The following is a 23,754-nucleotide window of genomic DNA, read 5'->3' on the forward strand; positions in this document are numbered from 1 at the left end:
AGTGGAGAGCACCGCTCTCGCCACAACTATGAGAGCACCGCTCTCGAAAGTCAAGAGCGGTGCTCTCGGTTACTGTGAAGGCATGCCCACGCCTCGGGAGACCGCCCGCACGGAGACGATGGCCGCGATCCTCGGCGCAGCTCGGACCCAGCTCGCCGACATCGGACCCGCGGCGCTGTCCCTGCGCGCCGTGGCGCGGGAGATCGGCATGGTGTCCTCGGCCGTCTATCGCTACGTTGCGAGTCGGGACGAGCTGCTCACGGCACTGATCGTGCAGTGCTACGACGAGCTGGGTGCGGCCCTCGAGGATGCGGATCCGCAGGGTGGGAAGCCTGTCGACCGCTGGGTCGCGGTGTGTGACGCACTGCGATCGTGGGCCGCGGCGCACCCGCACGAGTACGCGCTGCTGTACGGCTCGCCCGTGCCCGGCTATCGAGCGCCGCAGACGACCGTCGGTCCGGCCACGCGCCCGACTCTCGTGGTGGTGAGCATCGTCGTCGATGCGCATCGGTCCTCACCGCCGGTCCGTATCGAGCACGACATCTATTCACCGGCGCGCGACTTCGTCGTGGAGCACTATCGCCAGGCCACCGGTGAGGACGTCGGCGGCGTGATGACGACCGACCTGGTGGCCCGCACGTTGTCGGCGTGGATCACGGTCTTCGGCGCGGTGTCGTTCGAGCGTTTCGGCCATCTGGTCGGCGTCACCGAGGACACCGGCGCGTTCTACGCCGACATCGTGCGGAATCTCGCCGCGACGCTCGACCTCAGTGGAAGGTGACGTGCCACACCGCGAGTGCGGCCAACGCGCCGGCGCCGTTGAGTGCCCAGTGCAGACCGATGGGAGCGAGGATGCTCCCGCCGCGATGGCGCAGCCAGGTGAAGACGAAGCCGGCGACGGTGGTCCCGGCGACCGCGCCGCACACCCCGATGATCTGGCCGAACAGTCCGGTTCCCAGCACGGCGGAGAACCCGTCGTTGCCCACTGTCAGGCCGAGTGACGACGCCACGTGCCACAGTCCGAACAACAGCGAGCCGATGACGGCGACCGCGCGAATGCCGAAGCGCCGCGACAACTTCGCGTGCAGGACGCCGCGGAACGCGAGCTCCTCGGGAATGACGGTCTGGAGCGGGATGATGACGAGGGCCGCGAACAGCGTGGCGCCGACGTTGACGCCGTACCGCTCGTTGAGGAAAGCGCTCTGGGTGAGGGGGATCGAGGCGGCGATGGCCACCACCAGCAGCGTGAGTCCGGCCGCAGCGGCGCCGTGACGGGCTCCGCGCCCGATGTTGCTCAGTCCGAGGTCGCTCCACTGGACGCCGCGCGCACGAGCGAAGGCGAGCAGGAGCAGGGCCCCGACCGGCACCGCGGCGACCGCGATGGGAGTGGGCGCGAAGTGCGCGGTCAGGTTGAAGACCACGAGGGCGGCGACGACCACGACGATGTCGACGAGGGTCCTGTCGAACCAACGGCGGGATGTCACCGGTTCGGTGGCGACGACGACTGTGGACACCCGATCCACCGTACAGAGAACGGCGCGTCACATCAGGGCGGTAGCGTGCTGCCATGGTCGACGACGCGCCATCCGCCCTGTCCCATTCACTGCGCCACGGTGCGTACAGAGCCGACGTCGCCGCCACCGGTGCGGGACTACGTGCCCTCGAGCACTCCGGCCGCCGGTTGACCGAGACGTGGGACGCGGGCAGGCCGGAGGCCGGTCGGGATCGGGTCGCCGTCAAGCCCCCGTTGTCGGCGGGGCTGGTGTTGGCGCCGTGGCCCAACCGCACGCGCGACGGCCGGTTCACGTTCGACGGTGAGACACATCAGCTCGAGATCACCGAACCGGCCCGGAACAACGCGAGTCACGGACTCGTCCGTCGACGGGAATGGGACGTCGCGGAGCGGTCCGACTCGTCGATCACCCACACCATCGACATCGGTGGCGAGCAGGGATGGCCCTTCGCGCTGCGGCTGACAGCTCGGCACAGCCTCGGTGACGACGGTCTGACCGTGACCCACACGGCGACGAACGTCGGGGATCGCACGGCGCCGTTCGGCATGGGCGTCCACTCGTTCGTCCGCGCAGGCGATGCGCCCCTGGACGAGTGCACGCTCCGACTCTCGGCGGGTGTGCGTCTCCCGCTCGACGGCGAGCGCAACCTGCCCAGCGGCGGCCCCGTGCCCGTGCAGGACACGGACCTCGACTTCGCTGCGGCGCGGAGCCTCGCCGGAGTCTGGCTCGACACCCCGTTCAGTGCCCTCGTCCCGGACGCGGACGGCATCGCACGGCAGTACCTGACGCCGCCGGACAGCGCAGCCACCGTGCTGTGGACCGACGCGAACTTCCCGTGGGTGCAGGTGTTCACGGCGGATCCGGCGCACGATCAGGCCTACCCGGACCGCGGCCGCGCCCTGGCGATCGAACCGATGACGTGCCCACCGGACGCGCTGAACTCAGGGGTGGGGCTGATCGTGCTGGAGCCGGGGGAGACCTGGACCGGGAGCTGGGGCATCCGGGCGGACGACGGGAGCGCCTCGTGACGATCCTCGTGTGCGGCGAGGCGCTGGTCGATCTGGTGCCGGATCGCCGGGGCGGTGGTCCCGCGTTGACGCCGAAGCTGGGCGGCGGCCCGTTCAACGTCGCCGTCGCGCTCGGCCGCCTCGGTGCGGACGTGCAGTTCCTCTCTCGCATCTCCCGTGACCCGTTCGGCCGCGACCTGGTGGCGTGGCTGGAGGTGTCGAAGGTGGGACTCGACCTGCTCCAGCGTGGGCCGGAGCTGACCACGCTCGCCCTGACCGTGCTCGACGCGCACGGCGCCGCCGAGTACTCGTTCTATGCCGACGGCACCGCGGACCGACTCGTCGAGGCGCCCGCGACCATCCCCGAGTCGGTGACCGCGGCGTCGTTCGGCACGCTGTCGCTGCTCTACGAGCCGGGCGCGAGCGTGTACGCGGCGCTGCTCGCGAGGGTGCACGACGCCGGGGTCCTGACGATGCTCGATCCGAACATCCGCCCGGCCGCGATGACGGACGGCGACGGTTACCGCGCCCGGTTCCGTACCTGGCTTCCGTCGATCGACATCCTCAAGGTGTCGGTCGAGGACGCGGGATGGCTGGGGGAGGGGCCGCAGGGCACCACCGTCCGAGACTGGTTGGACGCGGGCGTGACGGCCGTCGTCGTCACGCGCGGCGGGGACGGACTGTCGGTGGTCACCACGGCCGGCGAGACAGTCGTTCCCGGTGTGTCGGTGCAGGTCGCGGACACCATCGGTGCGGGCGACACCGTCCACGGGGCGATGCTCCACCACCTGACGGAGCACGGCGTGCGCTCGTCGGCGGACCTTCTGCGACTCGATTCACAGGCCTGGACGGCGGCTCTCACGTTCGCCGCGAAGGCAGCCGCCATCACCGTGTCGCGACCGGGGGCGGACCCTCCCTGGGCGGACGAGGTCGGCGACGACTAGTTTTATCGAGACACCACAAGTTCCGTTACACCGAGCTCGAGAGGGACCCTTCGTGCCCGCTGAGAATGCCGACAACGCCGCCACCGCCAAGCTGATCTATCCCGGCGGCGAACACGAGATGACCATTGCGAGAGCGACCGAAGGCAACGACGGTATCGAGCTGGGCAAACTGCTCGCGAACACCGGGTACACGACGCTGGACGGTGGGTTCGTCAACACGGCCTCCACCAAGTCCGCCATCACGTACATCGACGGTGCCGAGGGCATCCTGCGCTACCGCGGATACCCGATCGACCAGCTCGCCGAGAAGTCGTCGTTCCTCGAGGTCAGCTACCTGCTGATCTACGGGGAGCTGCCCACCACCGTCGAGTTGGAGAACTTCACCGACCGCATCCGTCGGCACACCCTGCTGCACGAGGACCTCAAGCGCTTCTTCGACGGCTTCCCGCGCAACGCGCACCCGATGCCCGTCGTCTCGTCCGCGGTCAACGCGCTGTCCGCGTACTACCAGGACTCGCTCGACCCGAACGATCCCGAGCAGGTCGAGCTCTCGACGATCCGTCTGCTGGCCAAGCTGCCGACCATCGCCGCGTACGCGTACAAGAAGTCGGTGGGCCAGCCGTTCCTGTACCCGGACAACTCGAAGAGCTACGTCGAGAACTTCCTGCGCATGACCTTCGGTTTCCCGGCCGAGCCCTACGAGGCCGATCCCGAGATGGTCAAGGCGCTCGACATGCTGCTCATCCTGCACGCAGATCACGAGCAGAACTGCTCGACGTCGACGGTGCGCCTGGTCGGCTCGTCCGACGCCAACCTCTTCACGTCCATCTCCGGCGGTATCAACGCACTGTGGGGTCCGCTGCACGGCGGCGCCAACCAGGCCGTCCTCGAGATGCTCTACCGCATCCAGAGTGAGGGCGGCGACAGCGCCGACTTCTTGAAGCGGGTCAAGAACAAGGAGGACGGTGTCAAGCTCATGGGCTTCGGACACCGTGTCTACAAGAACTACGACCCGCGCGCGGCCATCGTGCGCAAGACGGCGCACTCGATCCTCGAGAAGCTCGGCACCAACGACGAGCTGCTCGACATCGCGATGAAGCTCGAAGAGGTCGCCCTGTCCGACGACTACTTCGTCGAGCGCAAGCTGTACCCGAACGTCGACTTCTACACGGGTCTCATCTACCGCGCCATGGGCTTCCCCGAGCGCATGTTCACGGTGCTGTTCGCGCTCGGCCGCCTGCCCGGGTGGATCGCGCACTGGCAGGAGATGCACCAGGACCCGAACGCCAAGATCGGCCGCCCCCGTCAGATCTACACGGGCTACACCGAGCGCGGCTACGAGGGCATCGACGGCCGCTGATCGGCCCCGCCCCTCGCGACACCCCCGACGCGGTGCGTCAGAACTTCCGGTTGGCCAACACCGGCAGGTTTTGGCGCACCGCGTCGATCTCGTTCGGGTCGATGTCGAGCGTGAGCAGACCGGGCGCCGCGCCGAGCTGGTCGAGCACGTGGCCGGTGGGGGACACCACCATCGAGTTGCCGACGCCCACGGGTGCCGAGCCGGAGATCTCGATACCCGACTCGGCGGGGTCCGCCTGCCCGCAGGCCGCGAGGAACGTCGTGGAGTCCAGTGCGCGGGCGCGGGCGAGCAGTGTCCACTGATCCACCTTGCCGGGGCCGCGGCCCCACGACGCGGCGACGACGGTGAGCAGGGCGCCGCGGTCCGCGAGGGTCTGGAAGAGGCCGGGGAAGCGAATGTCGTAGCACGTCGCGAAGCCGACACCCACGCCGTCGATGTCGACGACCACCGGCTCGGTTCCCGGTGCGACGGTGTCGGACTCGGCGAAACCGAACGCGTCGAACAGGTGGATCTTGTCGTACGACGCCTCGACGCCCCCGCCGGTGATCAGCAGGGTGTTGCGCACCCGCTCGTCACCGCCGACGGCCGGGGTGAACATGCCGGCCGCGACGGTGATGCCCGCGTCGTCGGCGATCTCGCGCACCGCGGTGGCCCAGGGGCCGTCGAGCGGCTCGGCGACGTCGGCGATCGATCCGCCGAATCGGCGCATCGTTGCCTCGGGAAGGACGCACAGCCGGGCGCCCGCGTCCACAGCGTCACGGACGGACGAGCGCACCAGGTCGAGGTTCTCGTTCGGATCGCGGGACGCGGTGATCTGGGCGAGGCTGATTCTCATGCGGTGCTCCTGACGTCGGCGTGCGGGGTGTCGAGGGTCGTGACTGGTATACACACAGTATGCAAGAACAGTCCGGTCGCGAGCGTGCCTATGTCTATCTCCGCGACCGCGTGCTGTCCGAACCGGCGTTCACGGGCACGTTCCTGAACGAGGGCGAGCTGGCGTCGCAGATCGGGGTGTCGCGCACCCCGGTCCGAGAAGCGTTGCTGCTGTTGGTGTCCGAGGGTCTCATCGAGATGGTGCGCGGCCGGGGCGCGTACGTGCCGCCGATGTCCGGGCGCCAGATCGGTGAACTGATGGACCTGCGCGGCGTGCTCGAACGGCACGCCGCGGAGAAGGCGATCGACGCTGGGAACGTACCCATCGCGGCGATGACGGCCACTCTGGAGTCGCAGGAGGCACTGGCTGCCGGTGCCGCCGAGGATCACGCTCGAACCTTCATCGACCTCGACGGGACGTTCCACCAGGAACTGATCGACTCTGCAGGCAGCGAGTTGCTGTCCCGGACGTACGCCGGGCTGCGGGCGCGGCAGTTGCGTGCCGGGTTGTCCGCGCTGTTCGGCGCTCCCGACCGCAAGCGCCAGGTGTGCACCGAGCATCGCGCGATCGTCGACGCGTTGGCCTCCGGGGATCTGGCCGCGGCGTCCGCGCAGATCGATGCACACCTGGACGTCACCATGCGAATCCTGCTGCGCGGCTAGCTCTCCCGCGCCGAGAGCTGCTCGGCGCCGAGGTTCTGCGCGACGTAGCTCTCCTCCTCCGCAGGATCGGGACCACGGCCGAGTGCCAGGCCGAGGACGGTGAGCACACCCATCGCCATGATGTAGACGAAGACGGGCACCCAGCTGTCGGTGCGGTCGAGCAGGAACGTGAACATGAGCGGAGCGATCGCGCCGCCGAAGACGCCGGCGATCGTGTACGCCAGCGAGGCACCGGTGGAGCGCAGGCGCAGCGAGAACTGCTCCGTCACGAACGCGGCCTGCGGCCCGTACATGAACGAGTGGAACGTCAGTCCGACGACGACGCCCAGGACGAGCATGCCGAACGAGCTGCCGCCGATGAGGAGGAAGAAGACGGCAACCCACACGACGCCGCCCACGGCGGCGACGGCGTAGAGCAGACGCCGGTTCACGATGTCGGACAGTGCGCCCGCCAGCGGGATGGTGGCCAGCTGGAACGCCGAGCCGATGAGGATGGCCGTGAGCACCTCGCTGCGCACGAAGCCGAGCTTCTGCACGCCGTAGGTGATGGAGAAGACGGTGAAGAGCGCGTAGATGACGTCGGGTGCGATGCGCGAGAGGATCGCGGCGATCAGGGGGCGGCTCTGCTCGCGGAAGACCTCGGTGATCGGTGCCTCGGGTCGGTCGCCGCTCTCCTGCAGCGCCTTGAACACCGGGGTGTCCTCCAGCTTAAGGCGGATCCACAGCCCGAAGCCGACCAGCACGGCCGACAGCAGGAACGCCACGCGCCAGCCCCACGACTCGAACTGTTCCTCGGTGAGGGCGAAGGTCAGGGCCGCGAGAGCGCCGTTGGCCATCAGGTTGCCGGCGGGCGGGCCGATCTGCGCCGCGGACGACCAGAATCCACGCTTGCGCGGATTGCCGTACTCGCTCGAGAGCAGGACGGCACCGCCCCACTCGCCACCGACGGCGACGCCCTGCGCGAAGCGCAACGCCACCAGGATGATCGGCGCCGCGACGCCGATGGTCGCGTAGCCCGGCAGCAGTCCGATGAGGAACGTCGTGACGCCGATGAGCAACAACGTGATGACGAGCAGCTGTTTGCGTCCGATGACGTCGCCGAGGCGGCCGAAGACGAACCCGCCGATCGGCCGCGCGACGTATCCCACGGCGTAGGTCGAGAACGCGAGCAGCGTTCCCGTCAACGGGTCGCTCTCCGGGAAGAAGATGATGGGGAAGATCAGTGCGGCCGACGCGGAGTAGACCGCGAAGTCGTACCACTCCAGTGCCGTACCGGTCAGGCTGGCAGCGAAAGCCTTGGTCAGCGCAGTCCGGTCGGGACGCACCGCCCCTCGGCCGTCGGGTGTCGTGCCGTCCATGGGATGTCCTTTCGGGTGTCGTGGTTCATATACTTGCTGTATACAAGACGTATGCGCAACCCCTCGAGCGCTCCCGAAACAGAGAAGTAACAGGAGAAATGATGACGACACTGACCTTCGAACTTCCCGACGGTTCCACCGAGTCGGTCACCGTGACCACACTCCTGAACGCCGGGTACGCGGGCCGTGACCAGGCCGAGGTCGCGTCCCACATCGCCGAACTGGCCGAGCTCGGCGTTCCCGCACCGACCACCATTCCGGCGATGTACCCCATCTCGCCCTACCTGGCTCAGCAGACCTCCGAGGTGCACGTCCAGCACGGACACACCTCGGGCGAGGCGGAGTGGGCACTGGTGATCACGGGTCCCACCCGCGACGACGTGCTGCTGACCGTCGCATGCGACCACACCGATCGCGATCTCGAGGTGCACAGCGTCGCGTGGAGCAAGAACGCCTCACCCGACGTGCTCGGCACCGGGGCCTGGCGGCTCGCGGAGGTGGCCGACCGCCTCGACGACATCACGCTGCGCGCCCGGGTCGGAGACGACGAGACCCTGATCCAGGACGGCACTCTGGGCGATCTGCTCTCGCCCGATCACTGGCTCGACGTCCTCACCGAGCGGGGGCTCTTCCGGGCGGGCACGGTGCTGATGTCCGGCACGGTGTCGATGGTTCCGGGGGTGGACCAGTTCGCGAGCGCGTGGAAGGTCGAGCTGCGCGACCCGGCGACCGATCGGACTCTGACCTGCGCTTACCGCACCGTCGCCATGCCGTCCCCGATAGGCTGAGCGCAGTCACGTTACAGTCGATCGGTACAGGACATCGTCGTTCGGTATCAGTCGACTACAGGAGTTCATCGTGACCAAGCCCGAGATCGAGTTCCAGGCCGGCCCCCCTCCTACCGACCTCGTGGTCCAGGACATCACGGTCGGTGACGGCGCGGAAGCCGTTCCCGGCGGCACCGTCGAGGTCCACTACGTGGGCGTCGAGTTCGAGAGCGGCGAGGAGTTCGACTCGTCCTGGAACCGCGGCGAGTCCATCACCTTCCCGCTGCGCGGCCTCATCCAGGGCTGGCAGGACGGCATTCCCGGCATGAAGGTCGGCGGACGCCGTCAGCTCACCATCCCGCCGGAGCTCGCCTACGGCCCCGCAGGCGCCGGACATCGGCTGTCGGGCAAGACCCTCGTCTTCGTCATCGATCTGCTGAACGCCTGATCTCTGCTCCGCAGATTCGACGGGCTCACGCCACGTCGAGCACCAACCTCGCGCCGCCCAGCGGGCTCGCCTCCAGATGCACCGTTCCACCGTGCAGGTGAGCCTGCTGGGCGACCAGTGCGAGCCCGAGTCCGGATCCGCCCGCCGCGGCCCGTGATCCGCGCTCGAAGCGTCCGAAGACACGTTCCCGCTCGTCCTCCGGGACGCCGGACCCGTTGTCGTCCACGCTGATTCGCGCACCCGCCGCCGTGCGCGCCACGCTGATCACCACGGTCGTCGCGCCGCCGTGACGCACGGCATTGAGGACGGCGTTGTCGAGCGCCAACCGTAGTCCCGTGGGATGACCGAGGGCGGACACCGGCCCGTCGGCCTCCACCCGCACCCGCGTCTCCGGCAACGTCCGCGCGGCGTCCCGTGCGACGAGGTCGGCGACCTCCACGACGTCCACGCTCACCCGGTCCGCGTCGGTGGTCAGCTCTCCGGTGGCCAGCCGTTCCAGCGCGGCGAGAGTCGATTCCACCCGGCCCTGCGTGCGCTGCAGGTCGTCGAGGATCTCCTGCCGCTGCTCGGCCGAGAGATCGAGCGTGCGCAGCACCTCGATGTCGGTACGCATGGCGGTCAGCGGCGTCCGCAGCTCGTGCGCCGACACGGCGGCGAAGTCGCGGGCCGTCTCGAGGGCGCTCTCGGTGCGCGCCTGGGCGTCCGACACTCGCTGCAGCATGTCGCCGACGGCGGCCGCGAGGGCGTCCGCCTCCCGCACACCCGTCGACTTGCGGGGTGGTGTCGGCGGGTCCTTCGCGACGTCGTGCGTGAGCCTCATCAACGGGCGCACGGCCCGTCCGCCGAGGATCCAGCCGAGTGCCGTCGACGCGCCGACCGCCAGAGCGCCGGCCTGCAGCACCTGCCGCTGCTGGTCGTCCGTGATGTCCTGCGCCTCCGACAACGGCACCGCGATGGACACGGTGACGTCCGTCCGGTCCGGCACCGCGGCGGTGTAGACGCGGAACGGGGTGCCGTCGACGTCGGCGGTCGCCGAACCGAGCGGCATCGCGGGGAGCTGCGGCTGAGTACTGGCCCGCACCTGATCGGTCTGCCTGATCGTGATGGCGAAGGCCTCGGACCTGCTCAGGCTCCCGAGGAACATCTCGAACGTCTGCGCACGCGGTACCACCACCTCCGACGCTGTCTCGAGCCGACGGTCGAGCTGCAGGATGTTGTTGCGGGAGATGGCCGCTGCGACGTACCAACCGACGAGCGAGACGATGATGAGGGCGCCCAGGGCGGTGGCGGCGGCCACGCGGGCGCGCAGCGAGAAGACCCGGGAAGGCCGGAGGCCGGTCGTCATGCGCCGGGAAGGCCGGAGGCCGGTCGTCATGAAGCCGTGCGCAGGACGAAGCCGACGCCGCGGACGGTGTGCAGGATCCGTGGCACCCCACCGCTCTCCATCTTCCGGCGCAGGTACCCGACGAAGACGTCGACGACGTTGGTGTCGGCCACGAAGTCGTACCCCCACACCAGTTCCAGGAGCCGCTCCCGGCTGAGCACCACTCCGGCGTTGTGCGCGAGGACGGCGAGGAGTTCGAACTCGCGCTTCGTGAGGTCGAGGGGCCGCCCGTCGATGGTGGCGCGGTGGCCCGGCTCGTCGAGGCTCAGCGGCCCGACCACCACGGCGGCAGTGGCCGGGACGCTGGTACCGATGGTGCCGCGGCGGCGCAGCATCGCGTTGATGCGTGCCACCAGTTCGGCGAGGACGAACGGCTTGGTCAGGTAGTCGTCGGCGCCGGACTCGAGGCCCGCGATGCGGTCGTCGACGGAACTGCGCGCGCTCAGGACGCACACCGGGACGTCGTTGCCGCGGGCGCGCAATGCGGTGACCACGCCGTTGCCGTCGAGGACGGGCATGTTCATGTCCAGCACCACGACGTCCGGATCCTGCGCACCGACGAGGTCGAGAGCGGCGGCGCCGTCGCGAGCGGTGAGCACGGTGAACCCGGACAGCCGCAGTCCGCGCTCGATCGAGGCCAGCACGTCGACGTCGTCGTCCACCACGAGGACGGTGGGCTGGTCCGGAGCGGTCATCCGTCGATTGTGCCGGAACGCCCGTGGTGTGCGGATGCGCCCCGCGCCGCGGGAGTCGACCTGTGTGCAGTGATCCGCGCTCACCGCGGATCATTGCACACAACCGGCCGGGCCGGGAACGATCGCGGTGGTCACGTCTGCGCAATCTTCCCGGAACAGAGCGTCTCTATCGTCTCTCGAAGCCGTCGGTGCATCCAGCGCGGTCGGGGTCGAGCATGCAAGGGGTATCACGATGAGCGCGAACACGGTCCGTCTCCAGGCTCTGCGAGCGGTCGAGGCGTACCAGCCTCCCGCCGTCAGCTACACCGACACGGAGACTCCGGGTCAGGTCTTCGGCGAGAACGTGTTCAACCGTGTGGTGATGCAGAAGCGCCTGCCGAAATCGGTCTACAAGTCGGTGATGAAGACGATCGAGCACGGTGCGCCGCTCGATCCGATGGTGGCCGACGCGGTGGCGTCCGCGATGAAGGACTGGGCCATCGAGAAGGGGGCGACGCACTACGCGCACGTGTTCTACCCGCTGACGGGTCTGACGGCGGAGAAGCACGACAGTTTCCTCGAGCCGGTGTCGGACGGTTCCGCGTTGGCGGAGTTCGCCGGCAAGACGCTGATCCAGGGCGAACCCGACGCGTCGAGTTTCCCGAACGGCGGTCTGCGCAACACCTTCGAGGCGCGTGGTTACACGGGGTGGGACGTCACCAGCCCGGCGTACGTCCTCGAGAATCCGAACGGCAACACGCTGTGCATCCCGACGGTGTTCGTGTCGATGACCGGTGAGGCACTGGACCACAAGACGGGTCTGCTGCGCTCCCAGCAGGCGATGGGCCGGCACGCCGAGCGCATCCTGACGCTCTTCGGACACGAGGACCCCGAGCACGTCGTGTCCTTCTGCGGACCGGAGCAGGAGTACTTCCTGGTCGACCGGCACTTCTTCCTGGCGCGTCCGGATCTGCTCAACGCGGGGCGCACCCTGTTCGGTGCGAAGCCGCCCAAGGGCCAGGAGTTCGACGACCACTATTTCGGCGCGATTCCCGAACGCGTCCTGGGCTTCATGATGGACACCGAGCGCGAACTGTTCAAGCTCGGCATCCCGGCCAAGACCCGGCACAACGAGGTGGCGCCCGGACAGTTCGAGATCGCGCCGATGTTCGAACGCGGCAACATCGCTGCGGATCACCAGCAACTGCTCATGACGACGTTCAAGACCATCGCCAAGAAGCACGGCATGGAGATCCTGTTCCACGAGAAGCCGTTCGAGGGCGTCAACGGGTCGGGTAAGCACGTCAACTTCTCGTTGGGCAACTCCGAGCTCGGCAGCCTCCTGGTCCCGGGGGACACCCCGCACGACAACGCACAGTTCCTCGTCTTCTGTGCTGCGGTGATCCGCGCGGTGCACAAGTACGCCGGGCTGCTGCGCGCATCGGTGGCGTCGGCCACGAACGATCACCGACTCGGCGCGAACGAGGCTCCGCCGGCCATCATCTCGATCTTCCTGGGTGACCAGCTCGCCGACGTCTTCGACCAGATCGCCAAGGGCGCGGCGACGTCCTCGAAGGGCAAGGGCACCATGATGATCGGGGCGGACACGCTGCCCGTGCTGCCCACCGATCCGGGCGACCGCAACCGTACGAGCCCGTTCGCGTTCACCGGCAACCGATTCGAGTTCCGCGCTCCGGGGTCGATGCAGACGGTGAACGAGCCGATGGTCGTCATCAACACGATCATGGCCGAGTCGCTCGACCACATGGCCACCGAGCTCGAGACGGCCGTCGCGGACGGCGTCGACTTCGACACCGCGGTTCAGAACCTGTTGACGCAGATCATCACCGACCACGGCGCCGTCGTCTTCAACGGTGACGGGTACTCGGAGAACTGGCCCATCGAGGCGGAGGCGCGGGGTCTCGCCAACCTGCGCACGACGCTGGACGCGTTGCCGGAGCTCATCACCGACGAGGCACTGGCCCTCTTCTCGAAGTACGACGTGTTCAACTCGCGAGAGATGCACAGCCGCTACGAGATCGGGCTCGAGCAGTACGCACTCACCATCGGTGTGGAGGCTCGGTTGACGCTCGAGATGGGCACCACCATCGTGCTGCCGGCGGCAGTGCGGTACCAGACGGAGGTCGCCCAGAACCTGGCCGCGCTGCAGGCGGTGGGCGTGGAGATCGACAGGGCACCGCTGGACACCGTGTCCGTGCCGCTCGCGGCTCTGCGGGCCGGGCTGGCGACGCTGAAGGGCGCGCTGGACGCCGACACCGGGCACGACGCGCTCGGCGAGGCCACCCACGCCAGGGACGCACTCCTTCCGGCCATGGCGGAGGTGCGGGCGGCGGCCGATCAGCTCGAGGACATCGTCGCCGACGACCTGTGGCCGCTGCCGACCTACCAGGAGATGTTGTTCGTCCTGTGATGCACGCGGCGCGCTGGTGACATTCACTCGAGGCGTGCCGAATGTCCGTTTTCCGTGCGGCACCACCTCCGGCGGGCGGTAGCTTCCCCGTCGGGGGTGATGCGGCATGGGGTCGTCGGGATCAGGATCGTCAGGGTGGAATGCAGGGTCGTTGTTCGCGCTACCGGTGCGGGTCGGGTTGGTCCTGACCGCGGTGGCGGCGACGGTGGTGGTCAGCGCCGTCACGGCGGTCGCAGCGCCCGCCGACCCGGCCGTCGGCTCCACCTACGCGTGCAGCGGCGACGTCGCGGGTGCGGCGGAGAACCCTGTGGTGTTGGTGCACGGCACCTGGACGAACAGTGCCGAGGACTTCGGCGCGGTGCTCGAACCGTGGCTCACGCAGACCGGTCGACCGTTCTGCACGGTGGAACTGCCTCGGCGCGCGACGGTCGACGTGCAGATCAGCACCCGCTTCGTCGTGGACGCCGTGCTGCGCACCGCGAGCACCCGCGGTGGCCCGGTCGATCTGGTCGGCCACAGCCAGGGCGGAACTCTCGCCGCGTGGGCGGTGAAGTCCGATCCCGAGGTCGCCGCGGTGGTGGACGACGTGGTCGGGCTCGCTCCGGTGGGTGCTCCGCAGGACACCGATGCGGTGTGCGCGGCGCTGGGCGGCTGTGCGGCGCCCATCTGGCAGTTCTCCGAGGGGTCCGACTTCATGGCCGCACTGACGTCGACGCCGTTCCCGGCGGGCACGTCGGCCACCACGATCTCGACGGCGTTCGACGAGCTGGTGCGACCGGCCCCGGCCGCCGGCGCGATGGCCGGGGCGTCGAACCTGGTGATCCAGGACGTCTGCCCCCTGAAGTACGTCTCCCACGTCCTGCTTCCGTCGGACGCCACGGCGATCGCGATGCTGGCCGACGCGTTGGACAACGACGGCCCGGCCGTCGAGTCGAGGGTGGGCACGCAGAGTTGTCTCCAACTCACTCCGCCAGGAACCGATCCGCTGGGCCCGCTGCGTACCGCGCCCACCGCCATCGCCGGCCTGGTGGACGCGCAGATGCAGACGCAGGTGCTTCCGGCCGAGCCGGCCTTCACCGGACCCTGACGTTCGGCCGGGGCGCGGAACGGGTACGAACGTCTGTCATGAGCTCTTCTGCACCCTCCGTCCTGTGGTTCCGCCGCGACCTGCGCCTCGGTGACCACCCGGCATTGGCCCACGCCGCCGAGGACGGCCGGGACGTGCTGGCGCTGTTCGTGCTCGACGATCACCTCCTCGGCCCGTCGGGTGCCGCGCGCCGCGACGTGCTGTTCCGGTCGTTGACAGCGCTGGACGACCAGCTCGGCGGCCGCCTGATGGTGGTGAAGGGCGATCCGGTGGCCGCGGTTCCGGCCGTGGCGAAGGCCGTGGGAGCGGACGCCGTACACGTCAGCGAGGACTACGGTCCGTACGGTCGAGGCCGCGACGACGCCGTCGCCGAGAAGGTCGACCTGGTTCGCACGGGGTCGCCGTACGCGGTGTCGCCCGGCCGCATCGTCAAGGACGACGGCGAGGGTTTCAAGGTCTTCACGCCGTTCTACCGCCGCTGGCAGGACCACGGCTGGCGCGGCCCCGCCGACACCTCCGCGTCGTCGGCGTCGTGGATCGATCCGGACGACGTGTCGGGCGGCCGCACGCGAGTGACCATTCCGACGGAGAAGACCCGTGCGGACGTCGAGGCCGGCGAGAAGGCGGCGCTGTCCTCGTGGGCGGACTTCCGCGACGACCGCGCGACCGGGTACGACGACGAGCGCAACCGTCCTGACAAGGACAGCACCAGCCGGATGTCGGTGCACCTGAAGTACGGGACCATCCACCCGCGCACCATGCTGGCCGATCTGGCCTCACTGAAGAACGACGGCTCGGAGGCGTACCGACGCGAGTTGTGCTTCCGAGACTTCTACGCCGACATCCTCTTTCGCCGACCGGACAGCGCTCGGGAGAACTACGACAAGAGGTTCGACAAGATCGAGCTCGACTCCGGGCCGCACGCGGACGAGCTCTTCCAGGCGTGGTGCGACGGCACGACGGGCTTCCCCATCGTCGACGCGGGCATGCGCCAACTGGTCTCGGAGAACTGGATGCACAACAGGGTGCGGATGATCGTCGCATCCTTCCTGGTGAAGGACCTGCACCTGCCGTGGTGGCGGGGTGCACGCTTCTTCCTGCAGCACCTGATGGACGGCGACATCGCCAGCAACCAGCACGGGTGGCAGTGGACCGCGGGCACGGGAACCGATGCGTCGCCGTACTTCCGGGTGTTCAACCCCACGACGCAGGGCGAGAAGTTCGACCCGAACGGCGACTACGTGCGTCGCTGGGTTCCCGAGCTCCGCGGTGTCGAGGGTAAAGCCGTGCACGCTCTGAAGAACGGACGGCCGGAGGACTATCCCGAGCCGATCGTCGACCACAAGCACGAGCGGGAGGAAGCGCTGCGACGCTTCGGCGCGCTCAAGTCCTGACTGTGCGGCCCGTTCAGGTCCTGAAGAGGGCCGCCAGGGCGTCGAGCACGGACGCGTCCTCGATGGTCGACGGCACGACCACCTCGTCGCCGTCGACCATCTGGCGCATCGTCTTGCGCAGGATCTTGCCCGAGCGTGTCTTGGGCAACGCCTGCACGACGGTCACGTCACGGAACGTGGCAACGGCGCCGATGTCCTCGCGAACGGCGGCGACGAGTTCGGAGCGCAGGGTGTCGTCGTCGATGTCCACGCCGGTCTTGAGCACGACGTACGCGCTGGGGCGTTGACCCTTCGTCTCGTCGTGGATGCCGATCACGGCGCACTCGGCGACGGCAGGGTGGGCGCCGACGACGGCTTCGATACTGCCCGTGGACAATCGGTGCCCCGCGACGTTGATGACGTCGTCGGTGCGCCCCAGGACGTAGACGTAGCCGTCCTCGTCGACGTAGCCCGAATCGCCGGTGAGGTAGTACCCGTCGAACGCGGCGAGATACGACGACAGGAACCGGTCGTCGTCCTGCCAGAGGCCGGCGAGTGTGCCGGGCGGCAGGGGGAGTTCGAGCACGATGTTGCCCTCGGTGCCGGCGGGTACCTCGGCCCACGAGCCGTCGACGATGCCGACGTGGAACCCGGGCACCGGCACCGTCGGTGAGCCCGACTTCAGCGGCATCGGTTCCAGCCCGCGGAGATTCGCGCAGATCGCCCACCCCGTCTCGGTCTGCCACCAGTGATCGACCACCGGTCGGTCCAGGATGCGGGACGCCCACGCGAAGGTGTCCGGATCCAGGCGCTCGCCGGCGACGAACAGGGTTTCCAGGGACGACACGTCGTGATCGCGCAGCAGCGCGGCCTCCGGATCGACCTTGCGTACGGCGCGCAGTGCCGTGGGCGCCGTGAACAGCGCACGCACCCCGTAGTCCTCGATCACTCGCCAGAACGCGCCCGCGTCGGGGGTGCCGACGGGCTTGCCCTCGTACAGCACCGTCGTCGCTCCGGCCAGCAACGGGCCGTAGACGATGTAGCTGTGGCCGACCACCCAGCCCACGTCCGAGGCGGTCCACATGACCTGGCCGGGTCCGACGTCGTAGATGTTGGTCATCGACCAGCGCAGCGCGACGGCGTGTCCGCCGTTGTCCCGGACGACGCCCTTCGGCTTCCCGGTGGTGCCCGAGGCGTAGAGGATGTAGAGCGGATCGGTCGCCGCGACCGACACGGGATCCGCGGGGGTCGCGGCGTCGAGTTCCCGATGGAAGTCCAGCCAGTCGCCAGGCGCCTCGATGTCGATCTCCGGTCGGCGCGTGAGGAAGACCGCACGCGGGGACGACGTCGACATGGCGAGGGCCGCGGCGACGGGTGTCACGTAGTCGACGGTGCGTCCGGGTTCGAGACCACCCGTGGCGGTCACGATCGCGACGGGATCCGCGTCGTCGATGCGCGCGGCCAGTTCCTTCGCGGCGAACCCGCCGAACACCACCGAGTGGACCGCACCGAGGCGCGCACAGGCGAGCATCGCGACGACGGCCTCCGGGATCATCGGCATGTAGAGCACGACGCGATCACCCGCACCGACGCCGCGAGCGGCGAGCGCCCCCGCGAAGCGGGACACCCGGTCGAGGAGTTCGGAGTAGGTGAACGACACGCGAGCGCCCGTCATGGCGGAATCGTGGATCAGCGCGGTCCGATCGCCGGCACCGGCCGCGACGTGGCGGTCGAGCGCGTTGACGCACGTGTTCAGTCGACCGTCCGGGAACCAGCGGTGGAAGGGTGCGTTCGACGAGTCCAGGGCGATGTTCGGCGCGACGTCCCAGTCGATCGCCCGCGCCGCCTCGAGCCAGAAGGCGTCGGGGTCGGCGGCAGCGGCGTCGTAGGCCTGGCGGTAGGCGCCCGATTCGGTCATGAGCCGACTGTAATCTCGGCCGCACTTCCGTAAGGTCGAGACATGACCCTGATTGCCGAGGATCTGCTGCTTCTTCTGCTGGACGACGGAACGGGCAAGCCCGTCGTCGACAGCACCAAGCTGCCGCGGGTGCTCGCCGGCGCGGTGATCCTCGAGCTCGCGATGGACGGCACCGTGTCGGTGGCCGGCGACAACGAGACGACGAAGAAGGGCCGGCTCGCGGTGTCCGGCGCTCGAACGGTGTCGGATCCGATACTCGAGCGGGCCGTTGAGGCGATCGAGACGGCCAAACGTCCGATGACGCCGAAATCGGCCGTCGAGAAGTTGCACAAGGACATTCGCGAGCAGGTGGTCGCCCGCGTCGTCGAGCGTGGGTTCGTCGGTGAGGAGAAGAGCAAGGTCCTGGGGCTGTTCCCCACCACCACGTGGCCGACGCTCGATTCGTCGCACGAGGACCGGGTCCGCGAGACGCTGCACTCCGTCCTGATCGACGGTCTCGATCCCGATGCGCGGACGTCCGCGGCGGTGGCGTTGCTGTCGGCGATCGACGCGACGCACAAGGTCTTTCCCGATGCGGACAAGCGCGCGGTGAAGAACCGTGCCAAGGACATCGCGCAGGGGGAGTGGGCGAGCGATGCCGTGCGCAAGGCGGTGCAGGACGTCTACACCGCGGTCACCGTGGCGGTGATGGTTCCCGTCATGGCCGGTACGTCGGGGAGCTGATCCCGACCGCTTCCTGGACCGGGGTCTCCCGGGTGACGCGGTGCCGTCCGCAGTGGCACCGGTGATAGACGACGGTGCCCTCGCTGGTGCGGTGGTGGGACTCGACCGTCCATCGATGCAGACATTCCACGGTGCTCATGACGACGAGTCTGCTGTAATGGTCTTGTGCACCTCAACCCTTACGGAGAATATGCGGTCCGGCTGGCCGTCGACATCGTGAACTCGCCCCCGACCGATGCGGTGGAGTTCGAGAGTCGGTGCATCGAGGCGGGCATGTCCGACGACACGGTGGCCATGCACACCGATCTGGCCCGCGCGGAGGTGTTCTTCGAGGAGTGGCTCGGCGTGGTCGACGCGCCGACGCACGAGCAACGGGCGCTCGCACTGAACGCGTTGCTCGCGCAGACCTCGGCATACCCGCGGTTGACGAACCACGCCGACGACGGCTGGCACCTGCACTACCGGGATCCGGATCTGCCGCTCGCGGACGTCGTGCGCGCGCTGGTGAGCGTCGGTACCGCGCTGCATCTGGTGGGCCGCGGCATGCACCGTCTCGGTCGGTGTTCGGCGGACGACTGCGACCGTGTCTACGCCGACTTCTCCCGTACCGGTCGCCAACGGTACTGCGGTACGGCCTGTTCCAACCGCGACGCAGTCCGGCGGCACCGCGCGAAGGCTACTGCCCCAGCGTCCTGAACCGACGCAGTCGCTCGGACTGCCGGACGCCCGGGTCGAGGGCGGTGACGGTGTCGAGTGCGCGGGCGATCGCGGTCCCCAGGCGACCCATGAACCGGTGCGGTTCGTCGGCGGCATCCGGGTCCTCGGGCACGATGGTGTCGACGATCCGGGCCGCCCGGAGGTCGACGGGCCGGATGCCCTGCGCCTCGGCCATCGCGGGCGCGTGTGCGGTGTCGCGGTGCACGATGGCACTCGCCCCTTCCGGCGGGAGCGGCGCCAGCCAGGCGTGCTGTGCGGCCACGACGCGGTCGGCAGGCAGCAGTGCGAGCGCGCCGCCGCCGGTGCCCTGCCCCAGCAGGACCGACACGGTGGGAGTGCGGAGGGTGATCAGCGTCGAGATGCAGCGCGCGATTCCGGGAGCCAACCCGTGCTCCTCGGCCTCGCGTGACAGCGATGCGCCGAGCGTGTCGATCACCAGGACCAGCGGCAGGCCCAGTTGCTCCGCGAGGCGCATGCCGCGCAACGCTTCTCGGAGCGCGCCCGGACCCATGGTGTTCTCCGGCGTCTGCCCGGTGCGATCCTGCCCGAACAGGACGCACGATCGTCCGCGGAACCGGGTGAGGGACAGGGTGACGGTGGAGTCGAAGTCGCCGCGCCCCGTCCCGCTCAGCGGGATGTGATGAGAGACGTTCGCCGCCAGCAGCTCTCGCACACCGGGGCGGTCGTCGCGGCGACTCAGCAGGACCGAGTGCCATGCCGACACGGAGGTGTCCGCACCCTCGTCGGACGGTTCCGCGTACTCGGGGGTCGCCTCCGGCTCGTCCTGCAGAACCACCAGGGCCCGTTCGAGGACGCCGCGGACATCGGCGGGAGGGACGACCGCGTCGATCACGCCGCAGCGGAACAGGTTCTCGGCCGTCTGCACGCCCTCGGGGAAGTCCTGGCCGTAGAGGGCCTGGTAGACCCGCGGTCCGAGGAACCCGATGAGGGCACCGGGTTCGGCGAACGTGACGTGGCCGAGCGATCCCCACGACGCGAACACGCCGCCCGTCGTGGGGTGCCGGAGATGGACGAGGTAGGGCAGGCCGACGTCCTTGTGCAGGGTCACCGCCGCGGCGATCTTCACCATCTGCACGAACGCCGCGGTGCCCTCCTGCATGCGCGTGCCGCCGGAAGTGGGGGACGCGATCAGCGGAAGCCGCTCCGCCGTGGCGCGTTCCACGGCCAGGGTGATGCGCTCCGCCGCGGCCACACCGATGGATCCGGCGAGGAACGCGAACTCGCACACCACCACGGCGACGCGCCGCCCGCCGACGGTGCCCGCACCCGTCAGGACCGCCTCGTCCACTCCGCTCCGGATTCGTGCGCGCTCGAGGTCGGCGAGGTACTGCTCGTCCGCCGCGACGACGAGCGGTGCCCGATCCCACGAGAGGAAAGTCCCGGGATCGAGCACCGCGTCGAGGAACTGCTGCGCCGTGGTCGTCATGCGCTCAGTATGGCGTGCGATCAGGCGCGCCCGAGCGCCTCCTTCCAGGACACCGTGCGGCCGATGCGCAGGATGGAGCGCTGGTAGATCTTGGCCGCGACGACGGCGAGAACCAGGGTGGCGACGATCATCAGCACGATGGTACCGACGATCTGGATCGGGTCCGCGACGCCCGCCGCGATGCGCAGCGGCATGAGGATGGCGGAGAACGGGGGAATCCACGACAGGACGGTCGGCAGTGTCGCTCCCGGGTCGTCGATGGACGAGAACGCCGCGAAGAACATCGCCAGGATCACGATCAGCAGCGGCATGGTCGTCGAGTTGACGTCCTCCTGGCGCGACACCATGGAGCCGCCGGCGGCGTAGAGCACCGCGAAGAACGCGAAGCCCAGCACGAACCAGCCGATGGTGGAGACGAAGACGCTGACGGCGGTACCGGTGACCGTGAGCGTGCCGGTGGCCGTGCCCGCGATGAGGCCGGCGGCGCCGTACGCGGTGAGCTGCACCAGTCCGACCACGCCGATGCCGATCACCTTGCCCCACAGCAGCTGCAGCGGGCGCACGGTGGAGAGCAGCAGTTCGACGACCCGGGACGACTTCTCCTCCACGACACCCATCGCGACGTACATGCCGAAAGTGATGATCTGGGCGTACAGCAGGATGACGGCGATGAAACTCAGCGCGAGTCGTTGACCCTGTGCGGGATCGGGCGGATCGACGGCCTCGACCGTGACCGTGGCGGCGCTCGTCGCCGAGGTGACGGTGGCGGGATCGACTCCCAGCCCGGTGAGGGCGTCGTTCTGCGCCTGCGCGGCGACCGCGCTGTCGATGACGGCTTTCAGGGTGCCGTCGACGGTGTCCTCGGTGACGGCCGTGTACGCGCCGCCGGTCCCGGGGACGAGCGCCACGTCCACGTCGCCGTCGGTGACCTGCGTGCGAGCCTCGTCCGCCGAGCCGATCTCGCGGACCTCGACGGGAGCGCCGAGTTGATCGCCCACCGCGGTGAGGGTCGGGGACAGGCTTTGGTCACCGACCAGCCCGAGGGGCGTCCGGTCCTCGGAGTCGCTGCCGCCGGAGAAGATCGAGAACGCGACGATGCCGCCGACGATGACCAGCAGCACGATGGCGTTGGAGATCAGGAAGCTCTTCTTCCGCACCTGGACGTCGAACTCGCGCCCGGCGACGAGCGCGATGGCTCGTCCCGCCGAGAGCGGTGATCGGGTGGTCGACTTCTCGCTCATGCCACTACCTCTCGGTACAGGTCGGTCAGGGACGGTGTGCTGCGGGCGAACTCGTGCACGGGTCCGGTGGCGAGCGCTGCGGCGAGCACCGCCTGGTCGTCCGCCTCGGGCGCCAACGACAGGCTGGTGCGCCCGTCGGAGTGCGACACGGTGGTGACCCCGGTCAGCGCGTCGGCCCAGCCGGCGGGAGCGGCCGGGGCGTGCACCTCGAGGGTGGTGCCGGACTTGCCTCGCAGTTCGTCGACGTTGCCCACGGCCTTCATCCGGCCGGAACCGATGATGCCGACCCGATCGCACAGGCGCTGCACCAGATCGAGCTGGTGGCTCGAGAACAGCACGGGGACACCGGTGCGGGCCTTCTCGAGAAGCACCTCGCTCATGGTGTCGACGGCCACGGGGTCGAGACCCGAGAAGGGTTCGTCCAGCACCAGGACGGCGGGATCGTGAATCAGGGCTGCGGCCAACTGGACTCGCTGCTGGTTTCCCAGTGACAGTGAATCGACCGTGTCGTTCACCCGGCCGTCGATGCCGAGGCGCTCGGTCCAGGTCGCGACCGCGGCGGAGGCGTCGGACGTGGACAGCCCGTGCAGCTCGGCCAGGTACTTCAGCTGCGCCCCCACCTTCATCTTCGGGTACAGCCCACGCTCCTCCGGCATGTACCCGATGGTGCGGCGCACGTTCAGGTCGATGGGCTGCCCGTTCAGGCGTGCCTCTCCCGAATCGGCTCCCAGCACGCCGAGGGTGATGCGCATCGTCGTGGTCTTGCCGGCACCGTTGCTGCCGACGAACCCGAACACCTCGCCGGGATTCACGGTGAACCCGACGCCGTCGAGTGCGACGGTCTCGCCGTATCTCTTGTGCAGGTCGTCGATCTCGAGAGTCGAGCCGCTCATGCTGATCCTTTCTCGGGGGAGTGTGGTGTGGGAGTGGGGAATTCGTCCGGTTCGTCGACCGGCGCCGTCCAGGCGAGGATGATGCCGGGAGAGCAGATCCCGACAAGTAGACCACTCAGTATGATGAATCCGCCACCGAGTGCCAGTCGGGGATCGTCGGTGAAGGTGGTCGCCCACACCAGTGCGAGCGCCGGAACCGTCACCGCGCCCTGGGTGATCGCGAACCCGATCGAGCGAGCCGCGTTGCGACGTTCCAGGTCCCACTCGTCGAGCGCATCGGCGGGAGCATCGCTGCGGCGGCCGGTGACGATCTGCAGCGTCGTCCACGACACGCTCATGAGGATCGCGCCGGGAAGCCAGGTGAGCGGCGCCCACTCGGGCCCGACGAGAATGAAGATCGACGATGCCGCGAGCGCGACGAGCGAGGCGACGAGAATCCACACCAGCAGCCGGCGCCGTGACCTGGTGCGCCAGCCGGGGAGGTAGTGCGCGTACCGCGCCTCGTTCTGCAGGTATCGACGGGTGCGGAACGCCTGATAGCGGTCCAGAACGGTGTCACTCATCGTGGTGTCCCTTCCTCGGGCTGGGTGCGTCGGTAGACCTCCGTGGACAGCGGCGCGAACTCGGTACGCGAGAACACCGCCTCGACCGGCAGCCCGAACACGTCGCAGATGCGCATCGCGAGATCGAGGCTCGGGTAGTGGTCGCCGCGTTCGAGTGCGCCGACCGTCTGCGGGTTGACCTCGACGAGTTCCGCGAGCTGGGCGCGGGTCATCCGACGCTCGGCGCGCAGCACACCGATGCGGTTGTGGATGGGGAGCGTGGTCCCGCGTTTGACCGGACTCATGTATCGAAGCGTTGTATAAACCTAACGATGTGTCAATACCGGAGGCAGCACTGTTCGGGCGAGCGCGCGCTGAACCACACGATCG

23 protein-coding genes are annotated in these 23,754 nt (G+C 68.9%); 12 read left to right on the forward strand and 11 right to left on the reverse strand.

Annotated features, from left to right (window positions below; translation table 11 throughout):
* Positions 1–82 precede the first annotated feature (82 nt).
* Positions 83–781 carry a TetR/AcrR family transcriptional regulator gene (locus tag ASG69_RS01385; protein WP_056446867.1) on the forward strand — a complete coding sequence of 233 codons (699 nt, stop codon included), beginning with the start codon at positions 83–85 and terminating at the stop codon, positions 779–781.
* Here ASG69_RS01385 and ASG69_RS01390 read toward each other — a convergent pair.
* On the reverse strand, positions 768–1,514 hold the full coding sequence (locus tag ASG69_RS01390) for a CPBP family intramembrane glutamic endopeptidase (RefSeq protein ID WP_235578800.1): 747 nt from the start codon (positions 1,512–1,514) through the stop codon (positions 768–770). The genes ASG69_RS01385 and ASG69_RS01390 overlap by 14 nt on opposite strands.
* A gap of 53 nt (positions 1,515–1,567) precedes the next feature.
* On the opposite strand from ASG69_RS01390, the gene ASG69_RS01395 reads away from it, so the two are divergent.
* Genes ASG69_RS01395 through ASG69_RS01405 form a run of 3 tightly spaced genes read left to right on the forward strand, consistent with a single transcriptional unit; the run spans position 1,568 to position 4,825 of the window.
* On the forward strand, positions 1,568–2,542 hold the full coding sequence (locus tag ASG69_RS01395) for an aldose 1-epimerase family protein (RefSeq protein WP_056446870.1): 975 nt from the start codon (positions 1,568–1,570) through the stop codon (positions 2,540–2,542).
* Positions 2,539–3,465 (forward strand): carbohydrate kinase family protein, encoded by a 927-nt coding sequence (locus ASG69_RS01400; RefSeq protein WP_056446873.1) that lies wholly within the window; start codon positions 2,539–2,541, stop codon positions 3,463–3,465. Before ASG69_RS01395 ends, ASG69_RS01400 begins: the two co-directional genes overlap by 4 nt.
* A gap of 52 nt (positions 3,466–3,517) precedes the next feature.
* Positions 3,518–4,825: a citrate synthase gene (locus ASG69_RS01405; protein WP_037183979.1), complete on the forward strand. Its 1,308-nt coding sequence runs from the start codon at positions 3,518–3,520 to the stop codon at positions 4,823–4,825.
* A gap of 37 nt (positions 4,826–4,862) precedes the next feature.
* Here the strand turns inward: ASG69_RS01405 and ASG69_RS01410 are convergent, their stop codons facing one another.
* Positions 4,863–5,660: a carbon-nitrogen hydrolase family protein gene (locus tag ASG69_RS01410; protein WP_027504210.1), complete on the reverse strand. Its 798-nt coding sequence runs from the start codon at positions 5,658–5,660 to the stop codon at positions 4,863–4,865.
* A 59-nt stretch (positions 5,661–5,719) separates the two neighbouring features.
* On the opposite strand from ASG69_RS01410, the gene ASG69_RS01415 reads away from it, so the two are divergent.
* Positions 5,720–6,361, forward strand: a complete 642-nt coding sequence (locus ASG69_RS01415) for a GntR family transcriptional regulator (protein WP_027504209.1) — start codon at positions 5,720–5,722, stop codon at positions 6,359–6,361.
* Here ASG69_RS01415 and ASG69_RS01420 read toward each other — a convergent pair.
* Positions 6,358–7,719, reverse strand: a complete 1,362-nt coding sequence (locus tag ASG69_RS01420) for an MFS transporter (RefSeq protein WP_056446876.1) — start codon at positions 7,717–7,719, stop codon at positions 6,358–6,360. The two genes, ASG69_RS01415 and ASG69_RS01420, sit on opposite strands and share 4 nt — an antisense overlap.
* Before the next feature lie 101 nt (positions 7,720–7,820).
* Between ASG69_RS01420 and ASG69_RS01425 the strand changes: the two genes are divergently transcribed.
* Positions 7,821–8,507 (forward strand): DUF2848 domain-containing protein, encoded by a 687-nt coding sequence (locus ASG69_RS01425; RefSeq protein WP_056447514.1) that lies wholly within the window; start codon positions 7,821–7,823, stop codon positions 8,505–8,507.
* Positions 8,508–8,577: 70 nt separating this feature from the next.
* Positions 8,578–8,934, forward strand: coding sequence for an FKBP-type peptidyl-prolyl cis-trans isomerase (locus ASG69_RS01430; RefSeq protein WP_027504206.1), 357 nt, complete (start codon positions 8,578–8,580; stop codon positions 8,932–8,934).
* Between the two features lie 25 nt (positions 8,935–8,959).
* Here ASG69_RS01430 and ASG69_RS01435 read toward each other — a convergent pair whose 3' ends face one another.
* Both ASG69_RS01435 and ASG69_RS01440 read right to left on the reverse strand, forming a co-directional pair.
* Complete coding sequence (locus ASG69_RS01435) at positions 8,960–10,279, reverse strand: sensor histidine kinase (protein ID WP_200933721.1); 1,320 nt, start codon at positions 10,277–10,279, stop codon at positions 8,960–8,962.
* Between the two features lie 26 nt (positions 10,280–10,305).
* Positions 10,306–11,013, reverse strand: a complete 708-nt coding sequence (locus ASG69_RS01440) for a response regulator transcription factor (protein ID WP_027504204.1) — start codon at positions 11,011–11,013, stop codon at positions 10,306–10,308.
* A 232-nt stretch (positions 11,014–11,245) separates the two neighbouring features.
* On the opposite strand from ASG69_RS01440, the gene ASG69_RS01445 reads away from it, so the two are divergent.
* The 3 genes from ASG69_RS01445 (at position 11,246) to ASG69_RS01455 (ending at position 15,904) form a co-directional block, all read left to right on the forward strand.
* Positions 11,246–13,423, forward strand: coding sequence for a glutamine synthetase III family protein (locus tag ASG69_RS01445; RefSeq protein ID WP_027504203.1), 2,178 nt, complete (start codon positions 11,246–11,248; stop codon positions 13,421–13,423).
* A gap of 106 nt (positions 13,424–13,529) precedes the next feature.
* Positions 13,530–14,510 (forward strand): esterase/lipase family protein, encoded by a 981-nt coding sequence (locus tag ASG69_RS01450; RefSeq protein ID WP_156380404.1) that lies wholly within the window; start codon positions 13,530–13,532, stop codon positions 14,508–14,510.
* A gap of 38 nt (positions 14,511–14,548) precedes the next feature.
* Positions 14,549–15,904, forward strand: coding sequence for a cryptochrome/photolyase family protein (locus tag ASG69_RS01455; RefSeq protein WP_056446882.1), 1,356 nt, complete (start codon positions 14,549–14,551; stop codon positions 15,902–15,904).
* Between the two features lie 13 nt (positions 15,905–15,917).
* On the opposite strand, the gene ASG69_RS01460 is transcribed toward ASG69_RS01455, so the two are convergent.
* Entirely contained in the window at positions 15,918–17,801 is a 1,884-nt protein-coding gene (locus ASG69_RS01460) for an AMP-binding protein (protein WP_056446884.1), read from the reverse strand.
* A 42-nt stretch (positions 17,802–17,843) separates the two neighbouring features.
* On the opposite strand from ASG69_RS01460, the gene ASG69_RS01465 reads away from it, so the two are divergent.
* Positions 17,844–18,524: a GOLPH3/VPS74 family protein gene (locus ASG69_RS01465; protein WP_056446887.1), complete on the forward strand. Its 681-nt coding sequence runs from the start codon at positions 17,844–17,846 to the stop codon at positions 18,522–18,524.
* Positions 18,525–18,689: 165 nt separating this feature from the next.
* On the forward strand, positions 18,690–19,220 hold the full coding sequence (locus ASG69_RS01470) for a CGNR zinc finger domain-containing protein (protein ID WP_056446890.1): 531 nt from the start codon (positions 18,690–18,692) through the stop codon (positions 19,218–19,220).
* Here the strand turns inward: ASG69_RS01470 and ASG69_RS01475 are convergent.
* From ASG69_RS01475 to ASG69_RS01495, 5 genes are read right to left on the reverse strand one after another with little or no spacing between them, the layout of a single operon-like run.
* Positions 19,201–20,688, reverse strand: a complete 1,488-nt coding sequence (locus ASG69_RS01475) for a carboxyl transferase domain-containing protein (RefSeq protein WP_056446893.1) — start codon at positions 20,686–20,688, stop codon at positions 19,201–19,203. The two genes, ASG69_RS01470 and ASG69_RS01475, sit on opposite strands and share 20 nt — an antisense overlap.
* A 20-nt stretch (positions 20,689–20,708) precedes the next feature.
* Positions 20,709–21,929 carry an ABC transporter permease gene (locus ASG69_RS01480; protein WP_056446896.1) on the reverse strand — a complete coding sequence of 407 codons (1,221 nt, stop codon included), beginning with the start codon at positions 21,927–21,929 and terminating at the stop codon, positions 20,709–20,711.
* On the reverse strand, positions 21,926–22,822 hold the full coding sequence (locus ASG69_RS01485; protein WP_027504196.1) for an ABC transporter ATP-binding protein: 897 nt from the start codon (positions 22,820–22,822) through the stop codon (positions 21,926–21,928). Before ASG69_RS01485 ends, ASG69_RS01480 begins: the two co-directional genes overlap by 4 nt.
* The gene (locus ASG69_RS01490; RefSeq protein ID WP_037183974.1) at positions 22,819–23,385 is read right to left on the reverse strand and encodes a hypothetical protein; all 567 of its coding nucleotides are present in this window, start codon (positions 23,383–23,385) and stop codon (positions 22,819–22,821) included. The genes ASG69_RS01485 and ASG69_RS01490 overlap by 4 nt, the downstream gene beginning before the upstream one ends.
* Entirely contained in the window at positions 23,382–23,669 is a 288-nt protein-coding gene (locus tag ASG69_RS01495; RefSeq protein ID WP_027504195.1) for a helix-turn-helix transcriptional regulator, read from the reverse strand. Before ASG69_RS01495 ends, ASG69_RS01490 begins: the two co-directional genes overlap by 4 nt.
* Between the last annotated feature and the right edge of the window lie 85 nt (positions 23,670–23,754).

This window comes from Rhodococcus sp. Leaf225 (genome assembly GCF_001426145.1).
In the GTDB taxonomy this organism is placed as follows: domain Bacteria; phylum Actinomycetota; class Actinomycetes; order Mycobacteriales; family Mycobacteriaceae; genus Rhodococcoides.

Excerpts from the sequence above, each read along its gene's own strand:
- ASG69_RS01480 (WP_056446896.1), bottom strand. The coding sequence starts at position 21,929 with ATGAGCGAGAAGTCGACCACCCGATCACCGCTCTCGGCGGGACGAGCC.
- ASG69_RS01455 (WP_056446882.1), top strand. The coding sequence starts at position 14,549 with ATGAGCTCTTCTGCACCCTCCGTCCTGTGGTTCCGCCGCGACCTGCGC.
- ASG69_RS01445 (WP_027504203.1), top strand. The coding sequence starts at position 11,246 with ATGAGCGCGAACACGGTCCGTCTCCAGGCTCTGCGAGCGGTCGAGGCG.
- ASG69_RS01485 (WP_027504196.1), bottom strand. The coding sequence starts at position 22,822 with ATGAGCGGCTCGACTCTCGAGATCGACGACCTGCACAAGAGATACGGC.
- ASG69_RS01495 (WP_027504195.1), bottom strand. The coding sequence starts at position 23,669 with ATGAGTCCGGTCAAACGCGGGACCACGCTCCCCATCCACAACCGCATC.
- ASG69_RS01425 (WP_056447514.1), top strand. The coding sequence starts at position 7,821 with ATGACGACACTGACCTTCGAACTTCCCGACGGTTCCACCGAGTCGGTC.
- ASG69_RS01460 (WP_056446884.1), bottom strand. The coding sequence starts at position 17,801 with ATGACCGAATCGGGCGCCTACCGCCAGGCCTACGACGCCGCTGCCGCC.
- ASG69_RS01410 (WP_027504210.1), bottom strand. The coding sequence starts at position 5,660 with ATGAGAATCAGCCTCGCCCAGATCACCGCGTCCCGCGATCCGAACGAG.
- ASG69_RS01415 (WP_027504209.1), top strand. The coding sequence starts at position 5,720 with ATGCAAGAACAGTCCGGTCGCGAGCGTGCCTATGTCTATCTCCGCGAC.
- ASG69_RS01490 (WP_037183974.1), bottom strand. The coding sequence starts at position 23,385 with ATGAGTGACACCGTTCTGGACCGCTATCAGGCGTTCCGCACCCGTCGA.
- ASG69_RS01385 (WP_056446867.1), top strand. The coding sequence starts at position 83 with ATGCCCACGCCTCGGGAGACCGCCCGCACGGAGACGATGGCCGCGATC.
- ASG69_RS01440 (WP_027504204.1), bottom strand. The coding sequence starts at position 11,013 with ATGACCGCTCCGGACCAGCCCACCGTCCTCGTGGTGGACGACGACGTC.
- ASG69_RS01450 (WP_156380404.1), top strand. The coding sequence starts at position 13,530 with ATGGGGTCGTCGGGATCAGGATCGTCAGGGTGGAATGCAGGGTCGTTG.
- ASG69_RS01475 (WP_056446893.1), bottom strand. The coding sequence starts at position 20,688 with ATGACGACCACGGCGCAGCAGTTCCTCGACGCGGTGCTCGATCCCGGG.
- ASG69_RS01435 (WP_200933721.1), bottom strand. The coding sequence starts at position 10,279 with ATGACGACCGGCCTCCGGCCTTCCCGGGTCTTCTCGCTGCGCGCCCGC.
- ASG69_RS01420 (WP_056446876.1), bottom strand. The coding sequence starts at position 7,719 with ATGGACGGCACGACACCCGACGGCCGAGGGGCGGTGCGTCCCGACCGG.
- ASG69_RS01395 (WP_056446870.1), top strand. The coding sequence starts at position 1,568 with ATGGTCGACGACGCGCCATCCGCCCTGTCCCATTCACTGCGCCACGGT.
- ASG69_RS01465 (WP_056446887.1), top strand. The coding sequence starts at position 17,844 with ATGACCCTGATTGCCGAGGATCTGCTGCTTCTTCTGCTGGACGACGGA.